This window comes from Zestosphaera sp. (assembly GCA_038843015.1).
In the GTDB taxonomy this organism is placed as follows: Archaea; Thermoproteota; Thermoprotei_A; order Sulfolobales; family NBVN01; genus Zestomicrobium.
On record JAWBSH010000005.1, the window covers coordinates 47,789 to 73,827 of the forward strand.

Consider the following 26,039-nt stretch of genomic DNA (forward strand, 5'->3'; position numbering starts at 1 on the left):
GGTGGGTGTGAAGATGGGAATTAAGAAGTGGTATGTGTATATGTTGTTCGCGGTAGCATCATTTATACTCTCAGTAATTTTCATGTTGTGGTCCGTGTATTACATGAGTAACGCGATGGTCGGGACGTCGTTCCTGACCGCCTTAGCCGGGTTCGCGTTCCTGGCCTCGTCTATACAGGCCCTGAAGATAACTGCTTACGTATATAGTGTGGAGTCAGGTGCTACTACTGATGAAAGAAAAGAAAGTTGATGTCTTAGTACCTACGCTTATTATTGTGGCTCTAGCTTTGGCTTCGCTAATAACTATAGCTGAGAGAGGACCTCCTAAGCTGGGGCTCCCCATAGGCGCCTCACCACTCAACGCAGGTAAGTTAGGTACTACCAAGATGCTTTCAATAATTAAGGAGAGGTTTAACGACGTGAGGCTTGTTCGAGACTGGAGCACGATCAACGAGACCGTGAGGTCCTGTGATAAGGCCTTAATAATTACGGTATCGCCTGAGAAGCCCTTCACTGATAGAGAGCTTGACTCGATAGATTCTCTCATAAGGAAATGCAACACAGTCTTATTTCTGTTAGCTGACGAGACCGGAAACTCTAACGCACTCTTAGAGAAAGCCGGGCTAAACTTGAGGATTGATGGCAGAATAGTACTGCAGGCGCCGGACAACGTCGTAAACTTAACGATGTGGTCGCTAAGTAACGTGAGCACTAGTACAAACTCCTTTTTTGTTGAAGCATTGTTTAGTTATCCTAACGGCTACATAGATAGATTATACTTAGATAAGGCCTCGTTTATACAGATACGGCCTGAAGAGACTAACGTGAGTATTTTGGGAGTCACTACCAGCTACGTAGCAGTAGCGCCATTAGTGTCTGAAGAAGTTAAGGAGACACGTATTGACTACTACTTAGGGAGAGTCGTCATTGCAGCTTCTGAAGAGAGAAGTAAGTACAGAGCTTTGATAATTTCTGACGGGTCAATCTTTACTAATCAGGTTTTAAGTCATGGTGTGTGGGGCCTGAAGTATGAGAGGCTTTTAAGAGAGAGTCTGAACTTCTTAACTAACGACACTTCAGGAGTAGTAGTTCTTGTAGATTCTAGTAAATACGAGAACGTTGATTTAACGACGAATCCAGCACTACTAGAGTACGCAGATCCTTTAACTCTGTCTCTCTACGCAGTATTCAGGTTAATCCATCCGGCCACGTGGTTTGCGCCACTAATTAACTTCCTAAACGACTTAACAAACAGGTGGCTAGACTCGCTAGGTTTTCCTATGTTAGCTTGCCTAACCCTCATCTTAGGCACTCTACTAGCAATTCAGTTAGTCAGGAGTGTTCCGGAAGTCGTGAAGGATCAAGCCGTAGTGGAAGTCAAGAGTAAGGAATTCGTCGTCTTTAGTAACTTAGCAGATGAGGTGATTAGCGGAAAAATCACTTTAGGGAAGCAAGACTTTATAGAGCTCTACGAAATAGTAGACGAGATCTTCAGGAACTCTGTAGGAGTGCCACTCAATAGCGGGGAAGTCGTGAGTATTCTGGTGAGCCGTGGTGTAGATCCCGAGAAAGCCAGAGATTTCTGGTCTTCGATTAACAGAACATACTTGAAGGCTAAAAAGAAACTTGCTTTCCCGCCAGTCTTGATGTGGGGTAGGAAAGTAAGGAAGAGCATAATAGAATGTGAGGAGATCTTGAATGTATTAGGCACGTCACTCCTAAAAGACGTAGGTTTTGAGTACTTACTAGCGAGGTGACTAGCTGAGGATGAGTCTACCCTCAATAAGCGTTAAAGGTACCGAACGCCTTACAGGGCTTCTCTTCCTAGCGGCTATTTTAATTAGCTTATGGGTTTTCTTCAAGTACGAGACTTTATTTGCCGGCTTAGGACTAATATCACTTTCTCTTACGTTAAGGCTCTATGCAGTCATGTCTACTAACGCTATTCAGAAGTCTCTAGTAAGTGTTGAGAAGACCACGTACGTTAGCGGGGAACCCGCTATAATTGAGTACGTCATAAAGAACACGACTAACGTACCAATAACGTTTCTAGAATTTACGTTACTGCATAGTCCATACCTAAAGTCATTGTCTGGAGTTAGTGGAGTAACATATGTCCCACCTAAAGGCACGGTAAAAATCCCTTTCGTTTTTGAGTGGAGAGTTGGTAAGCACGTTGTTGGGCCTCTTAAAGGGGTCGTTAGAGATCCTCTAGGTCTCTTCAGGTCTTCTGAATTATTTTTAAGTCAGCCTACCTACGTTGAAGTAATCCCGAAACCTTCTGAACTAGCTTTGCGAAGAATGTTCGTAGCTTCTAAGGTGGCCGCACTATCTAGAACTAAGAGGATTGGATTGGGAGTAGAGTTTTACGGTGTTAGGGAGTACATACCGGGAGATGAGTTAAGGAGAGTGTCTTGGAGGCACGTTTCTTTATGGGGTAAGCCATTCGTGAAAATAACTGAAGAGGAGTCTTCCCTGAATATAGTATTCGTGGTCTCCTTGGGTAGTGACGCGTTCGTCGGGATCTACGGTCGCACACCCTTCGAGCACATCTCAAATATCGTAGCGTCTGTAGCTAGGTACCTAGCTAGGAGGAATGACCTAATGAGTGTTCATGTATTCCTCGGAAAGAACTACATACATACTTACCCGGCAAGAGGTAGTAAGGCGTACCAGTTAATACTCAAGACATTCTCTGAAATACTCTTTAGTCCTGAAGATTCCGGCTCTCCATTAAATACTCAATCTCCTAAAGAAATAATTAGTTACGTGTATCCTCACCTACCTAGAGACAGGTCTATTATATTGTTGTTAGCTACCTCAAAGTTCTTAGCTAATTACGTGGATCAACTACTTGAAGTCATGAGTTTTATCTCTAGTAGGGGGCACATAACTTATATTCTGACACCTTTAACACTGTCTTATGAAGTTAAAGGTTTACCTGAATGGGGTAAAGCACTGTATAGGTTGAGGGTTTTTGAATCTCTTAGAAGTGAGTTGGGAAGTGTTAAGAGGATTAGAGATGCTGGGATTCCAGTTATAGCTATGGGTCCTGAAAATCTTGCGACCGAGGTTGTAATGCGTTTAGAGGCTTTAAGGAGCTAGTAGCGATTTTCAGTAGCTACTCTTAAGTATTTTCTCTCTAAGCTCGTGAATCAGCATGTTCTTGAGTTCGTATTTATGAAGTCTTGTCAAGTGTAGGTACATTCCTTTCTTAGTGAACGGTCCTTTCCCGCAAATATTGCAGTAGAGTGACGCGCCTTCAAGTCTGGAAACCTCTTTAGCTATAGTTTCTATAGCTTCAAGAGATATCTTAGCTATTGACGAGCCCGTCACCACTCTTAATCGGTCAATATCTATACTCTTATTTGAGGCTCTCCTAGCTAAGAAATCTATGAGACGTTCTGATAAGGGATCTAGCTTAGAAGTATTAAGACCCACTTAAACCACCTACACAAACAACCAAAGCTGTAGCTATCAACTGAAGAACTAGTGAGGGCTCTGAATCCTCAAGTATGTTCTTAACCACCTTCGTTTCCTGAGGATTCAGTTTTATCAAGTTTAGAAATCTGATAAGTAGATCGCGAGCTTCTTCTTTACTCGCAATCCCTAAGTCTACCTTCTTCCTTAGACTCATAGCTTCCTCAAGTATGTCAGCTAACTCAGAATCACTATACTCTACCTCCCACAGCTTCTTCGCGTGTGTTCCTAACTCACTAGCTAAGCCGTTAACGTATCTGTTAGTACATATCTTAGTCACCAGCTCACCGACTCCTAACTTAATTAGGGGGATTATATCTTGAGCTAAGTCTTCATAACCTAAACGCTTCACGACTAAGAAAGTCGACAGCGTTAATGTGAAATTCTCTACTATATAGTAATCTAGGCTACTCTCAAAGTCTTCAGATGACTCAAGATCTTTGAGCATAGATTCCGACAAGTAGAGCCCCATATAATAATCTTGCCTTACAGGCAAGCGATTTAATTACAGACGTAAGTAAAACATAAGAGAATTTTAGTTGTCTTAATAAAATGTATTATTAGGAAATGACGTAATACTTAATACATAGTTTCTCGACTAGATGGTGTTCGCTGGCTCTCAGGTTGTTTTAAGAAGAGCGGGTGAGTTGAGAGTGTGAGGTTATTTTTCTTTATGTTTTGTGATTGTTTATTGGTTTTGTAGTCTCCTTGTCCCGTAAGGTAATGAATCGCGGGCGACTACGCGGGAGCCTCTGTGGTTAGGGGCTCTGAGGAGGCCGTTAAGAAGCTAAACACAAAGAACAACGAAAACTAGTGAACAGCCATCTGCAAAGAAACGATGTGTCTTGCTCTAAATAAGGATGTGCGAGTAATTTGCTACTCTTCATATATCTCGTAGTTTTCATACTCGAGATATTTAGTATAGTTTCTCTCGTATTGGTAGACAGGTATCATAAGGTCTGCGCAGAATTCTTCTACTGTAGCAACTTTCTTTAGTTCGTTAATATCTATTTTCAAGTTTTTAGGAGGTGTTATGATTTCTTTCTCTGCACTTAAGTAGCCTCTCGAGTCTTCTTTGAGTCCTACGAGTACTACGGGTTTCTCTAAGACCCAGGCGAACACCTCGGCTTGCTTCCTAGCATAATCGTTTATTGGATAGAGCTTGAACTCATAGTAGGTTTCGGTAAATTCGTCGTAGAGGTCTGGCTGAGCAGCTACGAATAAGTCTCTGGTCAGTCTCTTAAAACTAGTCTTAGGTTTCTCGCCAATCACGCCGGCGTTGAGGAGTGCTGAGTAAGCCCTGTAAGCCTTGAGAATTAAGTCTCGCTTATAAATTCCCTCAGCTCTTAATCTGGCCGCGACTTTCCTAACAAACCATTTAGGTACTTGCGCGTACCAAGCTCGCGAATACACGTGGTTAGCCAGCGCGTACTCCTCCTCGAAAATCTTACCAAATTTTAGCGAAACCTCGTCGCCTTCAGGCGGCTTACTCAGCAACTTAGCTACGTCTGAGGCCTTAACCACCAAGACGTTGATAGTCTCGCTACACTCACTCAGCTTTTCCTCATCACGCAAGTTGCTTAACCTCAAATAAAGTCTTGTCTTCTAGAAAATTAACCTAACTCTACATAGTCGGTTTCAGCCTACTTATTAGGTGTTTGAATAAGTAAGTTTATGGGGTGAGGGGATGCTTAAGACAATTAAGAAGATTTTAAGAGAGCTGGTAAGTTTTATTAAGGGACTTAATCAGGCAATAGTTGAAGACAGTGTTAGTGCTCTTGAGTTAGAGCATAACGAGCTTGAAGCTGCTTTCTTGACTATCGTTTTAGGTTCGCTAGTAGGGGTAGCTACACTCTCTCCTATCCTCAGCCTAGAACTACTTGAGGTCCTCAAGGATGAGATTAAGATTCTTGAGAGCAGAGCTGTGAGAGGTGAAGACGTGCTAGGAGACTTGATGGCTTCCTTAGGTGGTGAGTGGTGATTGACATAATCAACTTACTAAAGCCTATTGAAGGAGACCCTCACGTAGTCATGGTTTTGGGTAAGGGGGGTGTGGGAAAGACCTCCACATCAATATTAATATCTAGCGAGTTGAGAAAGCTGGGGAAAACCCTCCTAGTAAGCTTTGATCCTGCTAAGCACATACTTAAGTATTTAAACGTGAGCAAGTCTGCAGAATTATTTGAAGTAAGTGATAATTTCTTCGTTAGTCAGTTAGATATTGAGGCATCAGCTAAAGAATTAACGTCTAGATACTCGAGCCTCATCAGTGATTTATTCCCGTCACTCTCAGTTCTTAACTTAGAAGACATTACTAAAGCACTTAAGTATGCTCCAGGAGTTGAAGAGGAAGTGTTCCTTAACTGGCTGAGTGAAGCATATAATAAGAAAGACTTTAGATTCATAGTGATAGATACTCCTCCTACGGGCATCTCTCTCAGAACGCTAACACTACCTAAACTTTATCTCTTGTGGCTCGAGAAACTAATCAATATAAGAGAAAGGATCGTGTCACTCAGGTATGTCATAGCCAAGACTCTCGGCAGAGAGATTAAGGTTAGTGACCCAGCACTCGTTAAATTATACGAGATGCGCGAGAAGTATAATAAAGTTAGAGAAGCATTAACAAACCGTTCAAGAACTTCATTCGTGGTCGTAACAAATCCTGAGCCCCTGCCCATGTATGAGTTAAGAGAAGTTCTCAAGTTTTTAAGTGAAGAACTCGCCACGACACCTAAGCTACTCGTAATGAATAAAGTTCTTCCAGAAGACGTTGCCGTGAAGTTAGGGGCTTACGAAGAGCAAAAAACTATTATTGAGGAATTCATGAGCTTGCCAGGCAAGTCTATCATGATTCCGTACGTTAGTAACCCACCCTCAAAATTAGAAGACATTCTTAAATTGAGGGAGGTAGTGGTCGTAACTAAGGGTGTCTAGTCTTGATAATTGAAGTAATAGCTTTCTCGGCGTTAATAATCGCGTCAGCTATCTCCGTGATCTGGTACTTCAGAGGTAGGAGGAAGATGCTCAAGTTCATTAAAGAATTTACTGACGAACTTGAGAGAGAGTTAAGACCTGCTGACAAGGAGTACGTGCTCCTAGGGTACTTAGTAGGTTATAGGGCTAAGTATAAGCTTGAAGACGGGAGAAACGCTTACATCTTGTTGACTACAGCGCCTAGACATTCCTTCTTCTACTACCTGATAGCTAGGGCGTTGAACCGCGAAGATAGAGTAACTATAATGCTAGAACTTACTGGACGAAATGTCTTGAGAGACCTCCACGCTGTCAAGAAAGGCGAGTCTAGAATACTTAACGTCTTGCTGCGGGACCTGGGCTCTCGGGCAGAAAGACTGAGCAGGACTATCATAAAGACTAGTAAGGGAGATTACGAGGTCTTTTACGAAGAACCGAGAGACTTAGAATTAATTAATAAGATAATAGACTCGAGACCTAAACCAATAATTAAATTATCAGCTTACAAGAGCCTAAACGCCGTTGAGGTAGTCTCTAGAGCTGAGCTAGGCTCTGTGAACGAGTTACTTGGGTCTCTGAAAATTCTTGCTAGAAATATCAGTAAAAGCTTGCCATCACATAACTAACCTCGCAAATCAAGGAGTGAGGCAGCACTACCAGCTTATCTTAGACTTTATAGAGCTGTCTATCTCTATACCTATCTCTCTAGACCTCCTGAAAGAAGTTTCTATCACTTCTATCAAGCCTGCCTTTATACCCTTAGCTTCTAAAACTTTAAGCCCCTGAATAGTAGTGCCTGAAGGAGTCGTTACCTCGTCTCTAACTTCTATAGGATGTGAATCTAGCTCTCTTAGTAATTTCACGGTTCCTTCAATCATGTCTAGAATTGCTCTATAAGCTACGTCTCTAGTCATCCCTGAAGAAACAGCTCCTAGAACTAACCCGTCTATTATCTCGGCTATGAAGGCCGGTCCACTACCTACTAGACTAGTCCATATATCTAGGTATTCTTCGGGAACCCAATACACGCTACCAAAACACCTGAGAACGTTCTCGACAGTAGAGCGGTCGTCTGAGTTGTTGTCGTTGGTTGCTATGGCTGTAGCTGACTTACTTACTAATGTGTTGATGTTTGGCATAGCCCTGAAGACTTTAGCCCCGCGCAAAACCCTGCTTAAAGTCTCTAGTTTAACACCAGCCATCACAGAAACTACTAACTTACCTGACCAGAAATCTACTGGAACCTGATTATAAAGGTCTAGAAAGTTATGAGGCTTAACACTCACTATAACTAAGTCAGATTTACGCACTACGTAAGCATTATCTCTACTCACCTCAGCACCAAGCCTTAAAGCTTTCGCTAAAGTCTCTTCACTCCTACCACTCGCGTAAACTTCTAAGTCAGACCTGCAAGACTTGAGAGCTCTAATCATCGCTGAACCTATCCTACCAGCGCCTAAGACACCCACACTACACTTACTCGTACTCCTCCACCACTATTAAGAACTCGTAAATTACCTGCTTATAACTCTTTATAGACATAATAACAGAAACGTAGGTAGCAAGAGACAAAAAGACGAGAACCAAGATATCATTATAGTGTAAGATTCGAGTTGTTAGAATATAACAATACGATAAAGAAGCATAATAAGTTGCTTCAGAATGTCATAAAACTTAAAAACTCTTAAGTAAAATTAGTTAGTGTGGTGTACTCTATGTATGTTAGAAAATCTCTAAAAAGAGCTATTTCTAAAACTATGGGAATTATAATAGGTCTCGTGATAGTGATAGCTGTCGTAGCCGGAGTTCTAATTTACATGACTACACAAGTACCACCAACAACGACGCCAACGACTACTAAGCCTAAGATAGAGAAGGTTAAAATAGGTATTATAGAGCCCTTAACAGGGCGTTACGCTGTCTTTGGTCAAGAAGCTGTTGATGCTGCCAGACTCTTAGTTGATATTATAAATAACGAGTTAGGAGGTGTTAGTTCTTTAGGAGGTGCTAAGCTCGAATTATATGTTGAGGACGCCGGCACCAGTCCTGACACAGCCGCCTTAGCTGCTGAGAGACTTATCTCTAACTACAGGCCTCACGTAATATTAGGTGCTTACATAAGTAGGCTTACAGCTGCGGTAGCTGAAGTAACTGAGAGAGAAAAAATACCTTTAGTGATGGACGCTTTAGTTGATTGGTTGACTGAGAGGGGATGGAATTACGTCTTTAGACTAGCTCCTAGAGCTAGTACTCACGGCAAAGCAGCTGTAGATTTCGTCTTAGAAATGGCAAAGAAAACCAACACTACGATACGTACTGTGGTAGTACTTCATGAAGACTCCATATTCGGGACCACAGTGGCTAACGGCGTTAGGTCGCAACTGATAGCTAAGGGAGTAATACCTAATGAGACTATAACTTACGCATACACGATAACCGACTTCGGACCCATAATCTCCAGAATTAGAGAATTAAACCCGGACGTTATATTTAGCGTACCTTACTTCAGCGACGGAATACTATTTGCTAAAGCTTTGCAGGCCTCAGGTATTAAAGTAAAGTTTATAGCTGGTGCTGGCGGGTGCGGTTATACGGACCCAGACTCTATAAGAGAGGCTGGCGAAGCAGTAGAGTACTTCACAAACACGTACAGCTACAACCCGGCTCGTCAGACTCAATGGAACAAGCGTATTGTCCAGGCATTCCAGCAGAAATACGGTAAGTTACCTACTGAGGCTGCCGGCATAATATTCTATTCCTTGATGTTTGTTTATGAAGGTCTTGAGAAAGCAGGTCAGATGTTCCCTGACGACCCGTTAAACCCAGATAACTTAAGAGCTGTTTTCTTATCGATGGATCTAGACGACTCTAACAGCATAGCTGCCCAACTTTACCCAACTGGCAGAGTAAAGTTAGCAGCTAATGGTGAGAATCTCTACGGTGGTACGGCAATCCTGCAAGTCATTGGGGGTCAACCTAGAGTCATATGGCCTGAGGCTGAGGAAGGCGTAACCCCGATCTTCCCAAGACCTTAAAACAAGGTTTTTATAACCTTGATAGATTTTTTCATGTAAGTCGGGGGAAGTCAGATGCTACCTAGTCCTGGTTTACTATTTCAGAGTGTTTTAGACGGTATTTTCTTAGGATTTCTATACTCTCTCATAGCTTTAGGACTTTCTCTAGTTTTCGGGGTCATGGGAATAATAAATTTTGCTCATGGAGACTTCATCATGTTAGGTTCCTACCTAGTGTGGATACTAGCTAACAGCTTGAGGTCAGACCCCTCACTAATGTCTATAGCTACGGTCCCACTATTTTTCGTGATGGGCGCAGCTATCTATACAGCAATTATAAGGCCTGTCTTAGGTAAAGAGCCATTAATACAGATAGCAGTGACTGTAGGGGTAGGCTACGTCCTGCAGAACCTCGCCTTAATGATGTTTCGAGCAGAACCTAGAGCAGTCCAGACTACTTACCTAAACTTCTACTTAAACTTAGGTTTGGTAAGCGTTCACGTAGCTAAATTAATCTCCGCTCTTCTCAGCCTATTCATCGTTCTCGGGGTTCACTACCTCCTCACTAAGACTTGGGTCGGTCTAGCTATTAGGGCTACCGCGTATGATAGGGAAGTAGCTTCTTTAATGGGTATTAACGTAGGTAAGGTATTCTTGTTAGTCTTTAGTCTTGGTATAGCTCTCACAGGCCTCGCGGCATCTCTCTGGATGACTTTCGGTCAGGCTGACCCCTACATAGGCTCCTCATTCGGTCTCTTAACTTGGGTCATAATAGCGTTAGGTGGTTTAGGCGGAGTTTCAGGTCTTCTAGCGTCTAGCGTGATCGTAGGCGTGATACAGTCTTTGACAATGACTTTAGTCTCACCAACTGTGAGTTTAGCAATACCTTACGTAGTCTTCATAATAGTGTTGTGGTTTAGACCTCAAGGACTCTTTGGTAAGGGGTGACTCAAGTGAACTCAAGAAACATATTCTCTATAGTATTGCCTTCACTCATTGTCGTGCTTGCTGGCGCAACCATACCGTTCTTAGTAGGCTTTAATCAGTACTACGTGTTGCTGGCTCTCCAGTCAGTCATAATGGCCTCGATTGCTCTAGCGTGGAATATAATAGGAGGGTATGCTGGTCAGCTAGACCTCGCTTCATTCGCTTACATAGGTCTTGGAGGAATACTAGCAACTATGCTCATGATAGAGCATAACATAACACCGTGGCTCGGCATGTTTTTGGGTGCTGGGGTTTCAGCTGCTTTAGCGTTCATTATAGGATTCCCTCTATTTCGTTTTGGTATAAAGGGTGTTTGGTATGCTCTATCAACCGCCGCACTGGTAGTGATACTGCATGAAGCCTCTATAATGGTCTTAGGGCCTTTCGACTACTATATACCGTTTGTTGAGGGCTGGTACTACATTAGATTCAGGACGTGGGAGAATCTCTACTACTTCAGTTTAGCAGTGCTAGCTTTCATTATCTCGCTGAATCTCTACATAAGCAGAAGCAAATTAGGCTATTACTTAAAGGCTATAAGAGAAGATGAGGTAGCTGCTGAAGCTGTAGGCATAAACGTGAGAAAATATAAGTTGCTAGCCTTAGTAATTTACGCGTCTATCTTAGGGTTCATCGGCTACCTATACATAGTATCTCAGAGAACCTTCTCGTATAACACGTTCAGCGGTCCTCAATCAGTTTACGTAGCTATAATAGGAATTGTGGGGGGGCTGGGCTCTGTTAGCGGAGTATTTTCAGCAGCTCTAATACTCAAGATTGTTGAGGAGTACCTTAGGGGGTACTTAGGCGGTGTATTGCCGGGTCTCCACCTGCTATTATTTGGCACTTTGCTCATAGTCGTGGGTATTCTAAGACCTGAAGGACTTTCATCACTTACAGACACGCTCACAAGAAAAATTAAGGTGAAAGTATTGAGGTGGTACACGTGAGTAACGCAGTACTCCTCGAAGTAGATAGCTTGAGTAAGCGTTTCGGCGGCATCGTAGCTCTCAACAACGTTAGTTTAAGAATTAACGAGGGAGAGATAGTCGGTATAATAGGTCCTAACGGGGCGGGCAAAACAACGCTAGTAAATTGTGTGACGGGCATCTACAAGCCAGATAGCGGGAAAGTTATCTTCTTAGGAGAAGATATAACTGGTAAACCCCCACATGTCATAGCGGTTAAGGGCATCGCGAGAACTTGGCAAAAGATAAGACCCTTCTACAACATGTCAGTCATCGAAGCAGTTACTGCCGGGGCTTTGTTAAGAACTAAAGATGTTCTGAGAGCTAGAGAGGAGGCTACGGAAGTACTAGAGTTCATAGGCTTCCCTAGAAGCAAGTTTGAGATGCTTGGTAAGAACATTACCTTAATAGAACACAAGCTAGTGGATTTGGCTAGGGCTATAGCTACTAAACCTAAGCTCTTATTCTTGGATGAAGTAGTTGCTGGGTTAAGGCCTCACGAAGTTGACGTTATAGCTGACGTAGTCAAAAAGATAAACAGAGAGATGAAGATAACTTTAGGCGTGATAGAACACGTCATGAGGTTTGTAATGAATATTAGTGATAGGATAGTAGTACTGCATGAGGGTAGACTGCTAACACACGGGACTCCCGCTGAGGTCGCGAGAGACCCCTTAGTGGTAGAAGCTTACTTAGGTACTAAGCCTGTTTAGGTGGTTCCTCATGAGCAACACGTTACTCGAGTTAAAAGATGTAGAAGCGGGCTACGGAGTCTTCAGAGTTCTCCACGGCGTGAGTCTCAAAGTAGATAAGGGAGAAATCGTAGCGTTAGTAGGTCCTAACGGAGCGGGCAAGACAACGACGCTTAAGACCATAGTAGGTCTTACGAATCTATTCAAGGGCGAGATAGTATTCGATGGGTCGAGGATTAACGAGGTCCCGCCACATAATAGAATCAAGAGAGGATTAGCGTTAGTTCCTGAAGGTAGAGGGATTTTCGCGCCGTTGACTGTGCTCGAGAATCTCTATCTAGGTGCTTATCATGAGGAAGCTAGGCAGAAACTTAACGACTCTCTTGAGATGGTGTTCACTATATTCCCTAAGCTTAAAGAAAGGAGAAGTCAAGTAGCAGACACACTCTCTGGGGGTGAGTCACAAATGCTTGCCATAGGAAGAGCATTAATGTCGAGACCTAAAATACTACTCTTAGATGAACCAAGTCTTGGCTTAGCGCCTAAGATAGTTTCAGAGCTTTTCGAAACGTTTAAGAAGTTGAATGAGGAATGGAAAGTCACTCTACTCTTGGTGGAACAGCATGTCAAGAATTCTCTGGAGATTTCACACAGAGCTTACGTGATGGAATCAGGTAAGATAGTGTTAGAGGGAGAGAGTTCTACCTTAATAAGTGATGAGAGGTTGCGGAAGGCATACTTAATCATATAACGCAACAGCACACCACTGCTTATTCCATGAGAACAAGCCGTGTTTTAAACTTTATAATTTGATGTCTTGTTTATACTGTAGGTGATGTGTTGGAAGAGCCCCCTATAGGACCTAAGAAGTATCAAGTGATTGCTGGCTTGATTATCTTCGTTTTGTGGACTGCTATGTTACCCCTAATTAACAGGTCTGATGTCAAGATTCTCGGTATTCCTCTGCTTTGGTTTTACTACATATTATTGTCTATAGCTACTACTCTAGCGTTAACAGTAATGTACTTGACTGAGAGGTGAAGTTTTTGGAGGCTGAGGCATTAATAGCTTCTTCTATAGTATTCTCCGTGATAGCTATATCTGTGTTCATAGGGCTTCTAGTGTCTAAGCTGAGAGTCAAGGTTCTGAGAGCAGACACGTACATAGTTGCTGGAAGGACTTTAGGAACTCTCGTCTTCTTCCTTAACTCGGCTGCCGTGATCTATAGCGGCTATACCTTCTTAGGTACTGCCGGTTACTCTTACAAGTACGGTGCGGCGACTATGTTTGTTTGGGGCACATCACTTCTAGGTTATATCGTAGGATACTTAGTAGCTCCTCGAGTGTGGAGCCTAGCTAAGAAAAACAACCTACTAACTCTATCTGACTTCATCATGTGGAGATATAACAGCAAGGCTTTAATGGTGTTAGCCGCGATAATCTCAGTAGTTTTCCAGATACCTTACGTGCAACTACAGATACAGGCAGTCTCGATAATAATTGACACAACATCTTACGGCTCACTACCCTCACTACACCTATCTGTAGTAGTTTTCGGTTTAGTGATTCTCTACGTGTTTCTCGGCGGGATGATGTCTATAGCGCTAACTAATGTGTTTCTCGGCGCTTTAATGCTCGCCACGATGTTCGGTGGTAGCTGGGCTATAATTCTCAAGTACTTTGGTGGGTTGCCAGGTCTTTACGAGGCAGTTTCGTCAGTCTCGCCTACCCACCTAACACTCCCAGGTCCTGGTGGCTTAAGACCTGAGACTTGGTTCATATCTTCAGTCATAGGTACCGGAATAGGTTTTTGGTGCTGGTCTCAAAGAGTTCAGACACTATTTACCGCCAAAGATGTTAGAGTAATCAAGAAAGGTATGGTTCTTAACTCTTGGTACCTAGTCTTGGGGTCACTCTGGGTAACTCACATGGGGTTAGTTGCTTTAGCTCTAGGCACTCGGTTAAGGAGTAGTGACTACGCCTTCATCACGCTAGTCAGTGAGGCTTTCGGACCTGTAGTGCTGGGCTTAGTAGCTGCTGGTGGGGCAGCAGCATCTCTCTCTACGGCGGCAGGTCTCCTACTAGATCAAGCAAGCACTATATCAAGAAATCTGATACAGCAAGTCTTTAAGAATAAACTAGGAGATAAGGAACTAGTGACTCTGACTAGGATTGCCGTAGTGGGATTAGGGATAGTATCGACGATCTTGGCTTACCTATCTCCAGCACTTCTAGTTGATTTACTCTTGATGGGTTACGCTGGCGTGACTCAGTTACTCCCAGGTCTCTTCATAGGTATTTTCTGGAAAGACCTCCAAAAATACGAGGTTTTAAGCGGATTACTAGCAGGGGAGCTGACAGTACTACTAATGTCTGCTTTCTGGGGTCAAGAACCGTTCAGCATACACCTAATAATATGGGGTCTAACAGCGAACCTAGCAACTCTCTCAACTACCTACGTAATAAGAAAAACAATAAGAAGATAAGAACTTGTGAATTTATTAGCTAAAACTAGTTGATATTATGTGGTGTTGACACGTGCCTATAATTAGGCGTAGTAGAAAGTTCCCCATAAGAGTAGCTGACATCATGAGCACACCACCGATAACAGCCAGAGACAATACTCCCGTAGAAGAGATTGCTAAGATCATGAACGAGAACAACATTGGTAGCGTGATGATAGTTGATTCAGGAGGGTATTTGACAGGGATAATAACCGAGAGAGACCTCATATTCGCTGTAGCTAATGGGAAGATAGGCAAGAATCTCCCCGCTTACATGATAATGACTGAGAACCCCGTAACAATAGAGCCGGACGCTCCAATAGATGAGGCTCTACAGAAAATGCGTGAGAATAACATAAGGCACCTGCCAGTGACTGACCTGGAGAAAAAGCCTGTAGGTATGGTATCATTAAGAGACGTTATTGACGCAATACTAACTTTTATTAAGGTTTTTGCTTAATTGCAGAATAATACTTTTTAGCTTAAAGCGTGTGTAGAGAATCATATTTTAGTGAGGGTTCGAAGCTTGATAGATGATTTCAGCGACTTGACAAAATACTTAAGTGGAAAGAGTAGGTTAAGGTATGTAATCTTTCATGTAAGTAGTTGCTCCTCTACTCAAGACCTAGCCATGTCGCTTTTCGAGCAAGGCTATGGCGAGGGCTTAGTAGTTCTCTCGGAAGAGATGAGTTCAGGGAGAGGCAGATTAGGAAGGAGTTGGACGGCTACTCCAGGAGGTCTTTGGTTCACTTTAGTCCTCACACCTCCTAAACCAACTAATCTTCAGATACTTAGCTTAGGAGTAGGTTCTTCAGTAGCTAAAGCACTTAAAGAACTCTATGGGCTTAACGCAGTAGTTAAGTGGCCTAACGACGTTTTAGTGAATGAAAAGAAGATTTCCGGAGTCCTGATAGAGGGAAAGAAGAAGCTTAGCATAGCCCTCTTCGTAGGTGTGGGAGTTAATGTAAATAATGAGATACCAGAAGAACTGAAGGAGAAAGCAGTAAGTATTAAGGAAGTCCTCACTCGACAAGTCTCTAGGGCTCCCTTACTAGCAAGGATACTTCAAGAAATTGAGGAAACTTACTCTAAGTTACTTGAGGAAAAGACAGACGAGATTCTGAGAGAGTGGCGTAGTCTTGCAGGAACTCTGGGAAAGAAAGTTAAGGTAGTTACTGGAGAAGAAGTTATTGAGGGAGTAGCAGTTGACGTAACATCTGATGGCTCACTAATAGTAGTGGATAGAGCTGGGATTAGACGCGTCATCTACAGTGGTGACGTGACACACTTAACACAGTTCCCTAATTAGAAGGAATATCAAGTCAAAATGACGTCCATACGCAGGAAGACTCCTACTTCACAAATGTTTATGTGATTAATACTCTATACATATCGAAACATAGTATCACTAAAATCAAATTCACAGAAATATTTTGTTATGTTATTAAGAGGTCTGTAATTTAATTTGTTATTACTTATTACTTACAACTAGAAAAACTTAAAAACCCATTACAACAAAATAATATGAGGTGTCTTAACACATGGCATTTGACATGAAAACTCTTGCTTTAGTAATAGTGGTCTTGATAATAGGTCTAGCAGTAGGTTACGGCATAGCAGCTGTGACGGGCGGTGGTGCGGTCACTACCGTGACCGTGACTCCTGAGAAGAAGGTATACACTATAGGCTTCACTCTACCACTCTCGGGAGAACTGTCTTCAATAGGTAAGGTATGGGAGAAAGTAGTTCAGCTAGCTATTGAGGACCTAAACAGAGAGGTTCAGGCTTACGGCTTTAACGTTGAGTTCCGTTCTGTGATACTAGATGACGGCACTACCGCGGAGAGAGCACTGCAGAACGTGCAGAGCTTTGTTCAGCAAGGTATTAAAGTAGTCATAGGACCTGCAGCCAGCGCTCAAGTTAAGGCTGTTAAATCTTACGTTGACGCTAACAAAATAGTTCTAATATCTCCGTCTTCTACTGCACCTACCCTAGCAATACCTAACGACTACATTTTCAGGACTGTAGGTTCTGACGCCGGACAAGCTAAAGCATTAGCTGCTTTAGCTTATCAAGAAGGCGCTAGAAAAGTCATCGTATTCTACAGGAACGATGAGTACGGTAAAGCATTTGCAGACTTCTTTGAGAACTACTTCAGAGAGATGGGAGGTACCGTGGTTAAGCTCCCCTACCAGACAGGTTTGCCAGATTACGCATCAGAAGTAGCTACCCTAGCGAGCAAGGTCCAGAGTGAGGGAGCCGAAGCTGTAGTGTTAATAGCTTTCGATACCGACGGGGCTAACATACTCTCTCACGCTGCTGAATCAGATGTACTCTCTAGTGTGAGGTGGTTTATCTCTGAGGGACCGCACGGTGCGAAGGAGTTACTATCTTCAGCTGTTGGTCAATTCGCGTCAAGAGTGAGGCTCTTCGGGACTAGACCTCTATTCATAGCTAACCCATTATATGAGGACTTCAAGAATAGAATGGTGCAGAGATTCGGTGAGGAGCCAGGCGTATTTAGCGAGAACTTGTATGATGCCATAAAGCTTGCCGGCTGGGCAATACTTAGAGCGGGTACTTATGACGGGGAAGCGATAAGAGCAGCCTTAATAGAAGTAGCCAAGACTTACTACGGCCCCAGCGGATGGACCGTCTTCGATTCTGCAGGTGATAAAGCACAGCAGGATTACGGTGTGTGGGCTATAGTTCCTGGAGGACCTATGGGTTACCAATTCAAAGATGTTGGTTTGTATGAGAGAGGCTCTATAATATTCCTTGAGGAAGCATATTCGTAATTTTTAAAGTATTAAATTAAATTAAAACATAAAAATTTAAGCATCATATAAAACGAGTTTAGGAAGACGTGGGTGGGAGTTTGATACCCGGCATACAGCAGGCAATAATGAACACGCTTCAATACATGTTATTCTACTTGATTTTTTCACTACCACTAACCTTAAGTTATAGAACGACTAAGGTAATCAATTTCGCGCACGCGAATTTCATAACTTATGGTGCATACGTGGCTATATTCTTACACGGTATTATGGGCTTGAATATCATGTCAGTAGCTGCAATTCTCGCTTTTCTGATTACCGGCGCCATAGCAGTTCTAAATAACGTACTTGTTTTTACACCTCTTCAGAAGAGAGGTTCTTCACCAGCTATAATAATGATATCTTCGATGGGTTTATGGATAGCTTACAAGTACCTGCTTTACATGACTACTGACATAGCGCATTATTACACCATCAAGAATTTCGTGTCTTACGGAAGAATTACGTACTCGGACGTGCCTAGAGGTAGTGTAGGAGGTGTTGAGCTTAGTCAAGCATTCGTAGCGAGTTTGATTACTGCATCATTAGTCGTAGTGCTACTCTATCTACTTCTAGAGAAGACCAAGATTGGTAGAGCTATGAGAGCTGTCGCTGATAATCCCTCGCTCGCTGAGATTTCAGGAATACCTAAATCATTCGTTGTGAATTTGACTTGGTTTATCTGTGGCGGCATCGCGGGGATAGGAGGAGTAATATGGACTTCTTTCTCGGGTGCTATAACTCCTGAAGCAGGTGATTCAATGATTCTTCAAGTATTTACTGTAGGCTTTATTGGTGGATTGGTTTCTCTCCTGAGAACAGGAATAGGGGCTGTGCTGATAGCTACTATTGAGAATGTGGGTATAGCAATACTTAATACGTATTTCGGAGTTCCAGTGAGTTTTAGACCCTTCCTAACTTTCGTAACGCTAATAACTACTCTAATAGTGTCTCCGCCGCTAGGTGCTGGGGGTGGGTTACCATATAGGTTTTTGAAGAGGGGGAGTAGGAAATGATAGGCTTTGATATTGTAGGCTTCATGATTAGTTGGTTAACTCTGTTCGGTATATACGCGATACTTTCGCTCACGCTTAATCTAGAATCAGGAACTGCTGGAATAACCAACTTCGGTAAGGTAGTCTTCTATGGTGTTGGAGCATATGTTAGCGCAACGCTGACGGCCTACCTAATCTTAATGCTAAATGGAGTTGACGTTAGTGAGACCCCGCCCTACGACATAGAAGGGATAATACTGCTTGGTGAGTTAGGTAACAAGAGTCCTATGCTAAACATTGGCTTACTAGTGCTCTCTCTCATGATAGCGTTTGCGGTATCTGGGTCTCTCGGCTACTTACTAACGTACCCTATTCTCAGGGTGGGCCCGGCATTTGTGGGGTTTACTCTGTTGAGTTCGGGAGAACTCTTGAGGATATTCTTACAACATTACGAGCCCGTAGGTGCTAGCAAGGGCTTAATGGCCATTCCAACACCATTTGGGTGGATAACTGATAGTAGGGTTCGTGAGGCAGCATACTTAAGTTTAGTATTAGGTCTTCTCGCGTTGACTTACGTAGTCACTCACAAATTAATTAACTCGCCCCTAGGGAGGACTCTTAGAGCTCTCAGAGACGATGAAATAGCTGCGTTGTGTTTGGGTAAACACGTACCCAGGATTAAAGCAACAATCCTTTTCATAGGTTCTGGATTTGCTGGCATAGCAGGAGTTCTCCTAGCCTACTACCTGACGTCAGTCAATCCTAACATGTTCGTGCCTGCAGTGACCTTCAACGTATGGGCTATGATAATTTTAGGAGGCTTCGGTAATTTGAAAGGGTCTTTACTCGGAGCAGCAATAATAACGTTTGTTGATAGAGTACTAACTTTCGTAACGCCTCAGCTAGGTGTTACCGTCATATCACCAGACTACTTGAGGTGGATTATAGTAGGGCTTTTAATAGTGATAGTACTGCTAGTTAATCCTAAAGGGTTGCTTCCAGAAAAACCGATTAAGACTCCCGCGTTAGATGTGGTGTTAGAAGAACTTAGAGGTGAGTCTAGGTGAGTGTGATACTTGAGGTAAGAGATGTAGCTAAGTATTTCGGTGGTGTCAAAGCACTTGACGGGGTTTCTCTGACAGTGCCTGAGAGAGGGTTAGTAGGGCTTATAGGTCCTAACGGCTCCGGCAAGACAACACTCTTTAACGTGATAACGGGCTTCTACGTGCCTGACAGAGGTAGTGTCTTATTCAAAGAATCTAATGATTTAGTCAGGGTAGATGGGCTAAATCCAAATGAAGTGTTTAAGAAGGGTATCGTGAGAACTTTCCAGATACCGAGGCTCTTTAGCTCGCTAACAGTGCTTGAGAATTTGCTGGTTACTCCTATAGGACAGAAGGGGGAGAGCCCTGTTAGAGCACTCTTCAGGAATTCTTGGAGTACTCAAGAGAGAGAACTAGCTGAGAAGGCTATAGAACTCCTCAAGAAATTCAATATGTTACACTACGTAAACTCGAGGATTTCAGAGCTATCTGCTGCGCACATAAAGATGCTCGAGACTATTAGGGGCCTTATGACGCCAGCCAAGCTATACCTACTTGACGAGCCGGCTGCAGGAGTTGATTATATGATGGCTAAAGAACTCTTTACTTACGTGAAGAGATTAAGAGACGAACACAACTTAACATTCTTCATTATCGAGCATAGACTAGAGATACTTATGGAGTACGTAGACTATGTTTATGTTCTTCATAACGGTAAGTTACTCTCTGAGGGTAAACCTCAAGAAGTCATTTCAGATCCTAAAGTAATAGAGGCTTACATAGGTGTCTAACATGCTGAAAGTAAATAATCTAAAGTCTGGCTACGGAAAAATGATAGTATTGCAGGACGTAAACATATATGTTAAGGAAGGTGAGATAGTAGCTGTCTTAGGTCCTAACGGAGCAGGAAAGACTACACTCTTGAACTCTATATACGGTCTAGCAACAATCCATGAAGGAGAGATAACTTTTGAGGGCACTCCAATACATAAGATGAGCCCACACGACATAGTAAGGATGGGGATCAGCTACGCACCACAGCTAGATAACGTCTTCCCTAACCTTACAGTCTTGGAGAACCTGCAGATGGGCTCCTACATTAGAGGTAATGACCCTGCAATAAAGAACGACATAGAAGAAGTGTTCAACATATTTCCTGAAATAGAGAGAAGGAAAAATCAGAAAGCTAAGACCTTGAGCGGTGGCGAGAGACAGATGCTTGCAGTAGCTAGAGCCTTAATGTCTAAGCCTAAGATGTTATTACTAGACGAGCCAACAGCAGGACTATCGCCAAAGGCAGGCGCGACATTAATGAAGAAAATAAAAGAAATTAGAGATAGTAGGGGAGTCACTATACTACTAGTAGAGCAGAACGTTAGGAGAGCTCTTGAAATAGCTGATAAGGGATACGTCTTAGTGAGTGGAAGGATAATCAAGGAAGCGTTAGCTGAAGACTTAAGAAAAGTAGATATCGAGAAACTATTCTTCATGGGAGCAAAGTCCTGAAACCAAGTTTCCTTTCAAAGATGACTCAGCCTCTTTAATCTATTTCTGTACTAGTTATTGAAGATTTCTCGACTAAGTTAGTTTTATGGCTCTAATTTAGTTAATCTCCTCTTGAAATTCTTATATTACTTAGTAGACTAAGGTAATTGGTGCGTTGACGTGTTTGCGTTTCCTAGAAGGACTCACTGGTGTGGTGAGTTACGGAAAGAGCATATAGGTAGTGAAGTTGTCTTGAACGGGTGGGTTCACACAATACGTAAAATCGGCAAAATATCTTTCATTTTAGTTAGAGACAGGACTGGCGTTATTCAAGTTGTTGTGAGTTCTAAGAATCCTTACTACGAAGCTGTGGAGGCATTAACTCCTGAAACAGTTGTTGCTGTGAGAGGTGTTGTGAGGGCTAGACCGCCTGCTCAAGTAAATCCTGAGCTACCTACGGGTGAGGTCGAGGTTGAGCTAAAAGAGTTAGTCATTCTTAACAAAGCTAAATCACTCCCTCTACCAATTTTTGATCGTGAGTTAATGAAGACTACGTCAGAGACTATGAGGTTAAAGTATAGGTACTTAGATCTTAGGAGGCCTGAGATGCAATACAACTTGTTTTTCAGGGCAGAGTTAGTCAGAGTTCTTAGGAACTCACTAGATTCGAAAGGATTTATAGAAGTTGAGACACCCTACTTAGCCAGGAGCACCCCAGAAGGAGCTAGAGATTTCCTAGTTCCTAGCAGGCTCTACCCAGGAAAGTTTTACGCTCTAACTCAGTCACCACAGTTATTCAAGCAACTCCTGATGATAGCAGGTTTTGAGAGATACTACCAGTTTGCCAGGTGCTTCAGAGACGAGGACCCTAGAGCCGATAGACAACCAGAATTCACGCAATTAGATATCGAGATGTCTTTCGTTACTAGAGAAGACGTAATGAATACTGTAGAGGACTTAATGCTTGAAGTATTTAGTAAAACAATGAAGAAAGAGTTGCCTAGACCACTACCTAGACTCACGTATTTCGAAGCATTAAAGAAATATGGGATAGACAAGCCTGACATAAGATTTGAGAATTATCTTGAAGACGGTGATGAGAACCTGAGGACCGCCCTAAAAGCAAGACCTAACGAAGCCGTAAGGGTCTTACGATTCGAGTTAAGGGGTAAGAAACCTGAGGCAGTAAGAGAATTTATTGGAGAAGTCTTAACTCACGAGAACGGCACGAGGCATTATTACCTTATCAAGAGTGCAGGCTCTCTCGTAAGTAATGTCAGAGAAGTAGAGACTGAGTTAATGATGTCGCTGAATCTAGGAATAGATGAAGCTGCCGTGATCTCTGTTGGTGACTACGTGAAGGCTTCAGAGGCTTTAGGGACTTTAAGAAACTCTTTAGGTAAGTACCTAGAGCTAGCAAGAAAAGACGACTACGCAATGTTATGGATAATAGACTTCCCACTCTTTGAGGTTAACGAGGAGGGAGTTCTAGTGTCGATGCATCACCCATTCACAGCGCCAAGACCTGAGGACATACCAAAGCTTGATACAGACCCACTTAAAGTGATAGCCTTATCTTACGACCTAGTTTTAAACGGTTATGAAGTGGGTGGCGGGAGTATAAGAATAAATAATAGAGAACTCCAAGAAAAGATACTCAAGATGCTTGGCTTAACTACTGAAGAAATGTATGATAGGTACGGCTTCCTATTAGAAGCGCTCGAGTACGGTGCACCACCACACGGCGGGATAGCTATAGGTCTTGACCGGCTAGTCGCAGTAATGTTAGGTTACGAGTCCATTAGAGAAGTCATAGCATTCCCCAAGAACAAAGAAATGATGGACCCCATGACTGGAGCACCGGGCAAGCCGCCCGAAGAACACTTAAGAGAGATTAAGTGGCTTAAAATAAACGTCTAGGTCTAGAATTCTAGCGGAGAGTTTCTCCCGAGCTAGTAAACGTGGATTAATAAGATTATATCTTGTAAGGAAATAAACTCAAATATATTAGAAGCTTCTGATTAAATAGTTTAGAAGAGTGGGGGTGTATAGACGTTGAAGCCTTTTCTTAGAAGTCCTTTGCCTATAGTGGGTGTGGTACTAATAACGTTTACTGTTTTATCTGTTACTACTGTTTTCTTATCAGCTACTTCTTTGATTGCGAATATCATGAGCAACATTAGTGAGTTAGCTAAGTGGGAGTTATCTGGTTCTAAGTATGGTTTTCCTCTTCAGTTGGGTTACAAGCCTGGAGAACGACCTACAGAGTATGTTCCTGTCAACGAGGGAGTCAAGGCGTCAAAAGAAATTCTCGAAGGATTATCTAGTGATTTGAGAATCTCGAATTACTTGATTATTCAAGTAGTTAATCTATATGTCAATTACTCAGACTTAAGTACAGTCAGTAATCCCATCATTTTCCGCGTAGTTGAGGCTCTCGCGAATTTGCCCGTGCTCGTTTTATATGGTGTTAAGCTTAGTGACATAGGTGTCTCGCAAGATGTTGCTTTAAGCAGTTATGTAGTAGAGAACCTCTCAAGCATTATTGTCGACATGGTTGATGAGGCTAACGCAACTAAGGCTAGTCTATTTAACCTGCTCTTTAATGGACTTAACTACACCACAGAATATTCGAGAGAGCTTAGTGACATGCTTGATGAGCTACGCCAGATCCATTGTCTCGAGTACTACACTACGCAATTTTATCGTTCGTGCGTTGCTTACAATCCTTTGACAGTTCTGAAGAGCCCCATAATATGGGACTCGAGCACGTTTGAGAAAATTGGCATGAGTCATCTGAACACAATCAATGATAGGTTGAAGATCTTAAACATTAGCGTTGAGTACTACACCGTAGACGTTCTAGTGTTTATAGACTTAAAGACCGAGTCTTACTTCAACCCAGCCTCAATACAGGGGAGTCTAGAGAATGCTGGAGCAGTAGCTAATGACTTGAGGAGCTCCCTCAATTTAGTTAGGCTAACTAACGCGCCACTTCAGGAAATACTAAGTGGTTATCAAGTCATCGAAACAGCTTTTAGAGTAAGCTCTGTCACCGGTGTTTTGCCAGCGTTTGTGGCTCTGATCGTAGTGTTACAACCTATATCTGAGATGTTAGTCCTCAGTGTTAGGAGAGTCTTCGGCTTAATGCGTGTTAGAGGAATTTCTCAGGCGGTTGTTAGGAAGTGGTTTTACAGTGTCTTGCTACTTTCTCTTGTAAGTGGTCTCTGCCTGGGCTTGCTAATTAGCTACTTACTAGCGATTTCCTACTTTAGGCTCTATAATCCGATGCAAGTGCTGACCGACCCAACGATACTAATCATGCTAGCTATCCTACTCGTAATAGAGTTGCTAATCTTGACTCGAAGAATCTCTCGCGTGGCTTCTAGCATATCTCCTTCCGAGACTCTCAAGACTACCTTAATACCTGAGAGCTTACTAGAGCCTGCGAAGATGGGGGGTTTCGGCTGGTTTTCTGTAGGAGTTGGCCTATACTTTATCGTCACAGGCATAACAAACTACTCGGCCACGAGACTCTTGACCACGTCCTTGATTGGTACTCCAGGAGGAGCTAACGTGGCTTTAATAGTTGTGCTAGCTATAATAGCTATGTTCGAGTCCTTACTAAAGCCTTTCGCTCCTGCAGTAGCTGCTTACGGCTTCATAAAACTCTACATGATTAACCATGAGAAATTCTGGGACTTCCTACATAAGTCCGTACTCAGTAAGTCTAGTCTCGCGCTACCTAGTAAGAGCATAGCCTTGACTATTAGGAGGAGAGTAACTCCTATATTAATGTTACTAGCATTTTCTACTAGCATCATGACTCAGTCAATACTATATAGTTACTCAATGAATTCCCTAGTAGACTCGGCTACTAGGGCGTCAGTAGGATCAGAGTTCCTACTTAAGAAAGACTTAAAAGTCTCCTTAACCTCTAACACAACTCTGCGCGAGTCGCTCAACACCAGTCCCGACGTACTCGAGGTACTCAGTAAGAGCTATGATGGCGCGTCAAGTGTTCTAGTATTTTCTATCTGGAGTTCTGTTAAGGTTGGTTCAGAATCCTACTCTGGCACGGTGCCTCTAGTAATAGTGTTAAATCCGAACACATTCCTGCAAAACACTTACTGGTATAATGAGTGGAGCTTAAGAGGAAATCTCAGTAATTCCATTAATGAGGTTTCGTCAGAGGGTAAGGTTGTTGTCGTTCGAGAATTAACAACATTTATTGCATCAGCTAGCGTAGACCTCCGAAACGTGAGTGTATCTCTCATAAGACCTTACCCATACTCTTCTGCAGTATTCTCTCCTGAAGTAATTGATGCGTGGTCTGGCTTTCCCGGCGGGCCTAGCATGTACTTAATGCGGGGAAGTCCGGCTCTAGTTGCTGGCGACTGGATACTAGACATGCCTAACTTGACTGAAAGCCTATACGCAGTTCCTGGACCAGAAGTAGGAGTGAATTACACGGGGCTCACTATCTACGTTTACAGCTTTAGCAACTCAACTACGGAAGAGTTAATTAGCGAGGGTTTTACGCTGGTTAAGTCTTTAGAGGACTTAAAGAATGACCCCCTAGTCAAGATAGTCAGGTCTTTAATTACTTCTACAGGAGGCTCCTCAGAAACTTACTTAGTCTTCATGCTGTTGTCAGGAGGGATTGCAGTAGTAGTTGCTTATGTGGTAGCTCTGGAGACCGGCAAAACAGCTCTCTTAATGAGAGTCAGGGGCTTAACTCCTTCCGGAATGCTTAAACTCAATAGTTTGTACTGGTTTACTGTTATAGTTACTTCAGTAATTATAGGTGTTGTGATAGGTCTGACGTTAGGATTAAGTGATTTAAACACTTATATTTCGCCTGGAGGGCTTGGAGCCTCACTGACTTACTTGTTTTCTCAGCTTTTAGGTCTCAAGGGGCTTCAGCTTGGCTTAGGTGTTTTGAGGGTTGTAGTGTCGCCAGTCTTGACATCAGCGATTCTTCTTACGTCTGTTTTAATTCCTTTAATACCTATCTTGACTATTCAGCTAGTGTATAGGGGTCAGGTAAGGGAGAGGTTTATTGAGGTGAGGTAA

Annotated in this window: 26 protein-coding genes; 22 read left to right on the top strand and 4 right to left on the bottom strand. The window is 42.8% G+C overall.

The annotated features are described in order from the left end of the window. Nucleotide 1 precedes the first annotated feature (1 nt). From QXL29_04850 to QXL29_04860, 3 genes are read left to right on the top strand one after another with little or no spacing between them, the layout of a single operon-like run. On the top strand, nt 2–250 hold the full coding sequence (locus tag QXL29_04850) for a hypothetical protein (GenBank protein ID MEM2283922.1): 249 nt from the start codon (nt 2–4) through the stop codon (nt 248–250). Beyond that, entirely contained in the window at nt 231–1,757 is a 1,527-nt protein-coding gene (locus QXL29_04855) for a hypothetical protein (GenBank protein ID MEM2283923.1), read from the top strand. The genes QXL29_04850 and QXL29_04855 overlap by 20 nt, the downstream gene beginning before the upstream one ends. Before the next feature lie 10 nt (nt 1,758–1,767). After that, on the top strand, nt 1,768–3,105 hold the full coding sequence (locus QXL29_04860; GenBank protein ID MEM2283924.1) for a DUF58 domain-containing protein: 1,338 nt from the start codon (nt 1,768–1,770) through the stop codon (nt 3,103–3,105). Between the two features lie 9 nt (nt 3,106–3,114). Here the strand turns inward: QXL29_04860 and QXL29_04865 are convergent, their stop codons facing one another. The 3 genes from QXL29_04865 to QXL29_04875 all read right to left on the bottom strand — a co-directional run bounded on the left by QXL29_04865 (nt 3,115) and on the right by QXL29_04875 (nt 5,055). Beyond that, on the bottom strand, nt 3,115–3,441 hold the full coding sequence (locus tag QXL29_04865; GenBank protein MEM2283925.1) for a hypothetical protein: 327 nt from the start codon (nt 3,439–3,441) through the stop codon (nt 3,115–3,117). Beyond that, nucleotides 3,431–3,940: a hypothetical protein gene (locus QXL29_04870; GenBank protein MEM2283926.1), complete on the bottom strand. Its 510-nt coding sequence runs from the start codon at nt 3,938–3,940 to the stop codon at nt 3,431–3,433. The genes QXL29_04865 and QXL29_04870 overlap by 11 nt, the downstream gene beginning before the upstream one ends. Nucleotides 3,941–4,356: 416 nt before the next feature. Continuing rightward, on the bottom strand, nt 4,357–5,055 hold the full coding sequence (locus QXL29_04875; protein MEM2283927.1) for a hypothetical protein: 699 nt from the start codon (nt 5,053–5,055) through the stop codon (nt 4,357–4,359). A gap of 112 nt (nt 5,056–5,167) precedes the next feature. Between QXL29_04875 and QXL29_04880 the strand changes: the two genes are divergently transcribed. Genes QXL29_04880 through QXL29_04890 form a run of 3 tightly spaced genes read left to right on the top strand, consistent with a single transcriptional unit; the run spans nt 5,168 to nt 7,082 of the window. After that, nucleotides 5,168–5,461 carry a hypothetical protein gene (locus QXL29_04880; protein MEM2283928.1) on the top strand — a complete coding sequence of 98 codons (294 nt, stop codon included), beginning with the start codon at nt 5,168–5,170 and terminating at the stop codon, nt 5,459–5,461. After that, on the top strand, nt 5,458–6,417 hold the full coding sequence (locus tag QXL29_04885) for an ArsA family ATPase (protein ID MEM2283929.1): 960 nt from the start codon (nt 5,458–5,460) through the stop codon (nt 6,415–6,417). The genes QXL29_04880 and QXL29_04885 overlap by 4 nt, the downstream gene beginning before the upstream one ends. A gap of 2 nt (nt 6,418–6,419) precedes the next feature. Then, nucleotides 6,420–7,082, top strand: coding sequence for a hypothetical protein (locus QXL29_04890; GenBank protein MEM2283930.1), 663 nt, complete (start codon nt 6,420–6,422; stop codon nt 7,080–7,082). Between the two features lie 27 nt (nt 7,083–7,109). Here the strand turns inward: QXL29_04890 and proC are convergent, their stop codons facing one another. Further along, the gene (proC, locus tag QXL29_04895) at nt 7,110–7,925 is read right to left on the bottom strand and encodes a pyrroline-5-carboxylate reductase (GenBank protein MEM2283931.1); all 816 of its coding nucleotides are present in this window, start codon (nt 7,923–7,925) and stop codon (nt 7,110–7,112) included. A 234-nt stretch (nt 7,926–8,159) separates the two neighbouring features. On the opposite strand from proC, the gene QXL29_04900 reads away from it, so the two are divergent. The 16 genes from QXL29_04900 to QXL29_04975 all read left to right on the top strand — a co-directional run bounded on the left by QXL29_04900 (nt 8,160) and on the right by QXL29_04975 (nt 26,039). Beyond that, the gene (locus QXL29_04900; GenBank protein MEM2283932.1) at nt 8,160–9,491 is read left to right on the top strand and encodes an ABC transporter substrate-binding protein; all 1,332 of its coding nucleotides are present in this window, start codon (nt 8,160–8,162) and stop codon (nt 9,489–9,491) included. A 54-nt stretch (nt 9,492–9,545) separates the two neighbouring features. Then, nucleotides 9,546–10,418 carry a branched-chain amino acid ABC transporter permease gene (locus tag QXL29_04905; GenBank protein ID MEM2283933.1) on the top strand — a complete coding sequence of 291 codons (873 nt, stop codon included), beginning with the start codon at nt 9,546–9,548 and terminating at the stop codon, nt 10,416–10,418. 5 nt (nt 10,419–10,423) lie between these two features. Continuing rightward, complete coding sequence (locus QXL29_04910) at nt 10,424–11,407, top strand: branched-chain amino acid ABC transporter permease (protein MEM2283934.1); 984 nt, start codon at nt 10,424–10,426, stop codon at nt 11,405–11,407. Beyond that, nucleotides 11,404–12,138, top strand: a complete 735-nt coding sequence (locus tag QXL29_04915; GenBank protein ID MEM2283935.1) for an ABC transporter ATP-binding protein — start codon at nt 11,404–11,406, stop codon at nt 12,136–12,138. Before QXL29_04910 ends, QXL29_04915 begins: the two co-directional genes overlap by 4 nt. Nucleotides 12,139–12,148: 10 nt before the next feature. Then, nucleotides 12,149–12,868 (top strand): ABC transporter ATP-binding protein, encoded by a 720-nt coding sequence (locus QXL29_04920; GenBank protein ID MEM2283936.1) that lies wholly within the window; start codon nt 12,149–12,151, stop codon nt 12,866–12,868. A gap of 89 nt (nt 12,869–12,957) precedes the next feature. Beyond that, nucleotides 12,958–13,158 (top strand): hypothetical protein, encoded by a 201-nt coding sequence (locus QXL29_04925; GenBank protein MEM2283937.1) that lies wholly within the window; start codon nt 12,958–12,960, stop codon nt 13,156–13,158. Then, nucleotides 13,155–14,603: a sodium:solute symporter family protein gene (locus QXL29_04930; GenBank protein MEM2283938.1), complete on the top strand. Its 1,449-nt coding sequence runs from the start codon at nt 13,155–13,157 to the stop codon at nt 14,601–14,603. Before QXL29_04925 ends, QXL29_04930 begins: the two co-directional genes overlap by 4 nt. A gap of 52 nt (nt 14,604–14,655) precedes the next feature. Continuing rightward, on the top strand, nt 14,656–15,081 hold the full coding sequence (locus tag QXL29_04935; GenBank protein MEM2283939.1) for a CBS domain-containing protein: 426 nt from the start codon (nt 14,656–14,658) through the stop codon (nt 15,079–15,081). A gap of 51 nt (nt 15,082–15,132) precedes the next feature. Then, nucleotides 15,133–15,930 carry a biotin--[acetyl-CoA-carboxylase] ligase gene (locus tag QXL29_04940; GenBank protein ID MEM2283940.1) on the top strand — a complete coding sequence of 266 codons (798 nt, stop codon included), beginning with the start codon at nt 15,133–15,135 and terminating at the stop codon, nt 15,928–15,930. Nucleotides 15,931–16,162: 232 nt separating this feature from the next. After that, the gene (locus QXL29_04945; GenBank protein MEM2283941.1) at nt 16,163–17,419 is read left to right on the top strand and encodes a penicillin-binding protein activator; all 1,257 of its coding nucleotides are present in this window, start codon (nt 16,163–16,165) and stop codon (nt 17,417–17,419) included. An 80-nt stretch (nt 17,420–17,499) separates the two neighbouring features. Beyond that, nucleotides 17,500–18,456 (top strand): branched-chain amino acid ABC transporter permease, encoded by a 957-nt coding sequence (locus QXL29_04950; GenBank protein MEM2283942.1) that lies wholly within the window; start codon nt 17,500–17,502, stop codon nt 18,454–18,456. After that, nucleotides 18,453–19,502, top strand: a complete 1,050-nt coding sequence (locus QXL29_04955) for a branched-chain amino acid ABC transporter permease (protein MEM2283943.1) — start codon at nt 18,453–18,455, stop codon at nt 19,500–19,502. Before QXL29_04950 ends, QXL29_04955 begins: the two co-directional genes overlap by 4 nt. Next, nucleotides 19,499–20,269, top strand: coding sequence for an ABC transporter ATP-binding protein (locus tag QXL29_04960; GenBank protein MEM2283944.1), 771 nt, complete (start codon nt 19,499–19,501; stop codon nt 20,267–20,269). Before QXL29_04955 ends, QXL29_04960 begins: the two co-directional genes overlap by 4 nt. Before the next feature lies 1 nt (nt 20,270). Continuing rightward, the gene (locus tag QXL29_04965) at nt 20,271–20,984 is read left to right on the top strand and encodes an ABC transporter ATP-binding protein (GenBank protein MEM2283945.1); all 714 of its coding nucleotides are present in this window, start codon (nt 20,271–20,273) and stop codon (nt 20,982–20,984) included. A 159-nt stretch (nt 20,985–21,143) separates the two neighbouring features. After that, entirely contained in the window at nt 21,144–22,883 is a 1,740-nt protein-coding gene (gene aspS / locus QXL29_04970; protein ID MEM2283946.1) for an aspartate--tRNA ligase, read from the top strand. 168 nt (nt 22,884–23,051) lie between these two features. Then, nucleotides 23,052–26,039 (top strand): hypothetical protein, encoded by a 2,988-nt coding sequence (locus QXL29_04975; protein MEM2283947.1) that lies wholly within the window; start codon nt 23,052–23,054, stop codon nt 26,037–26,039.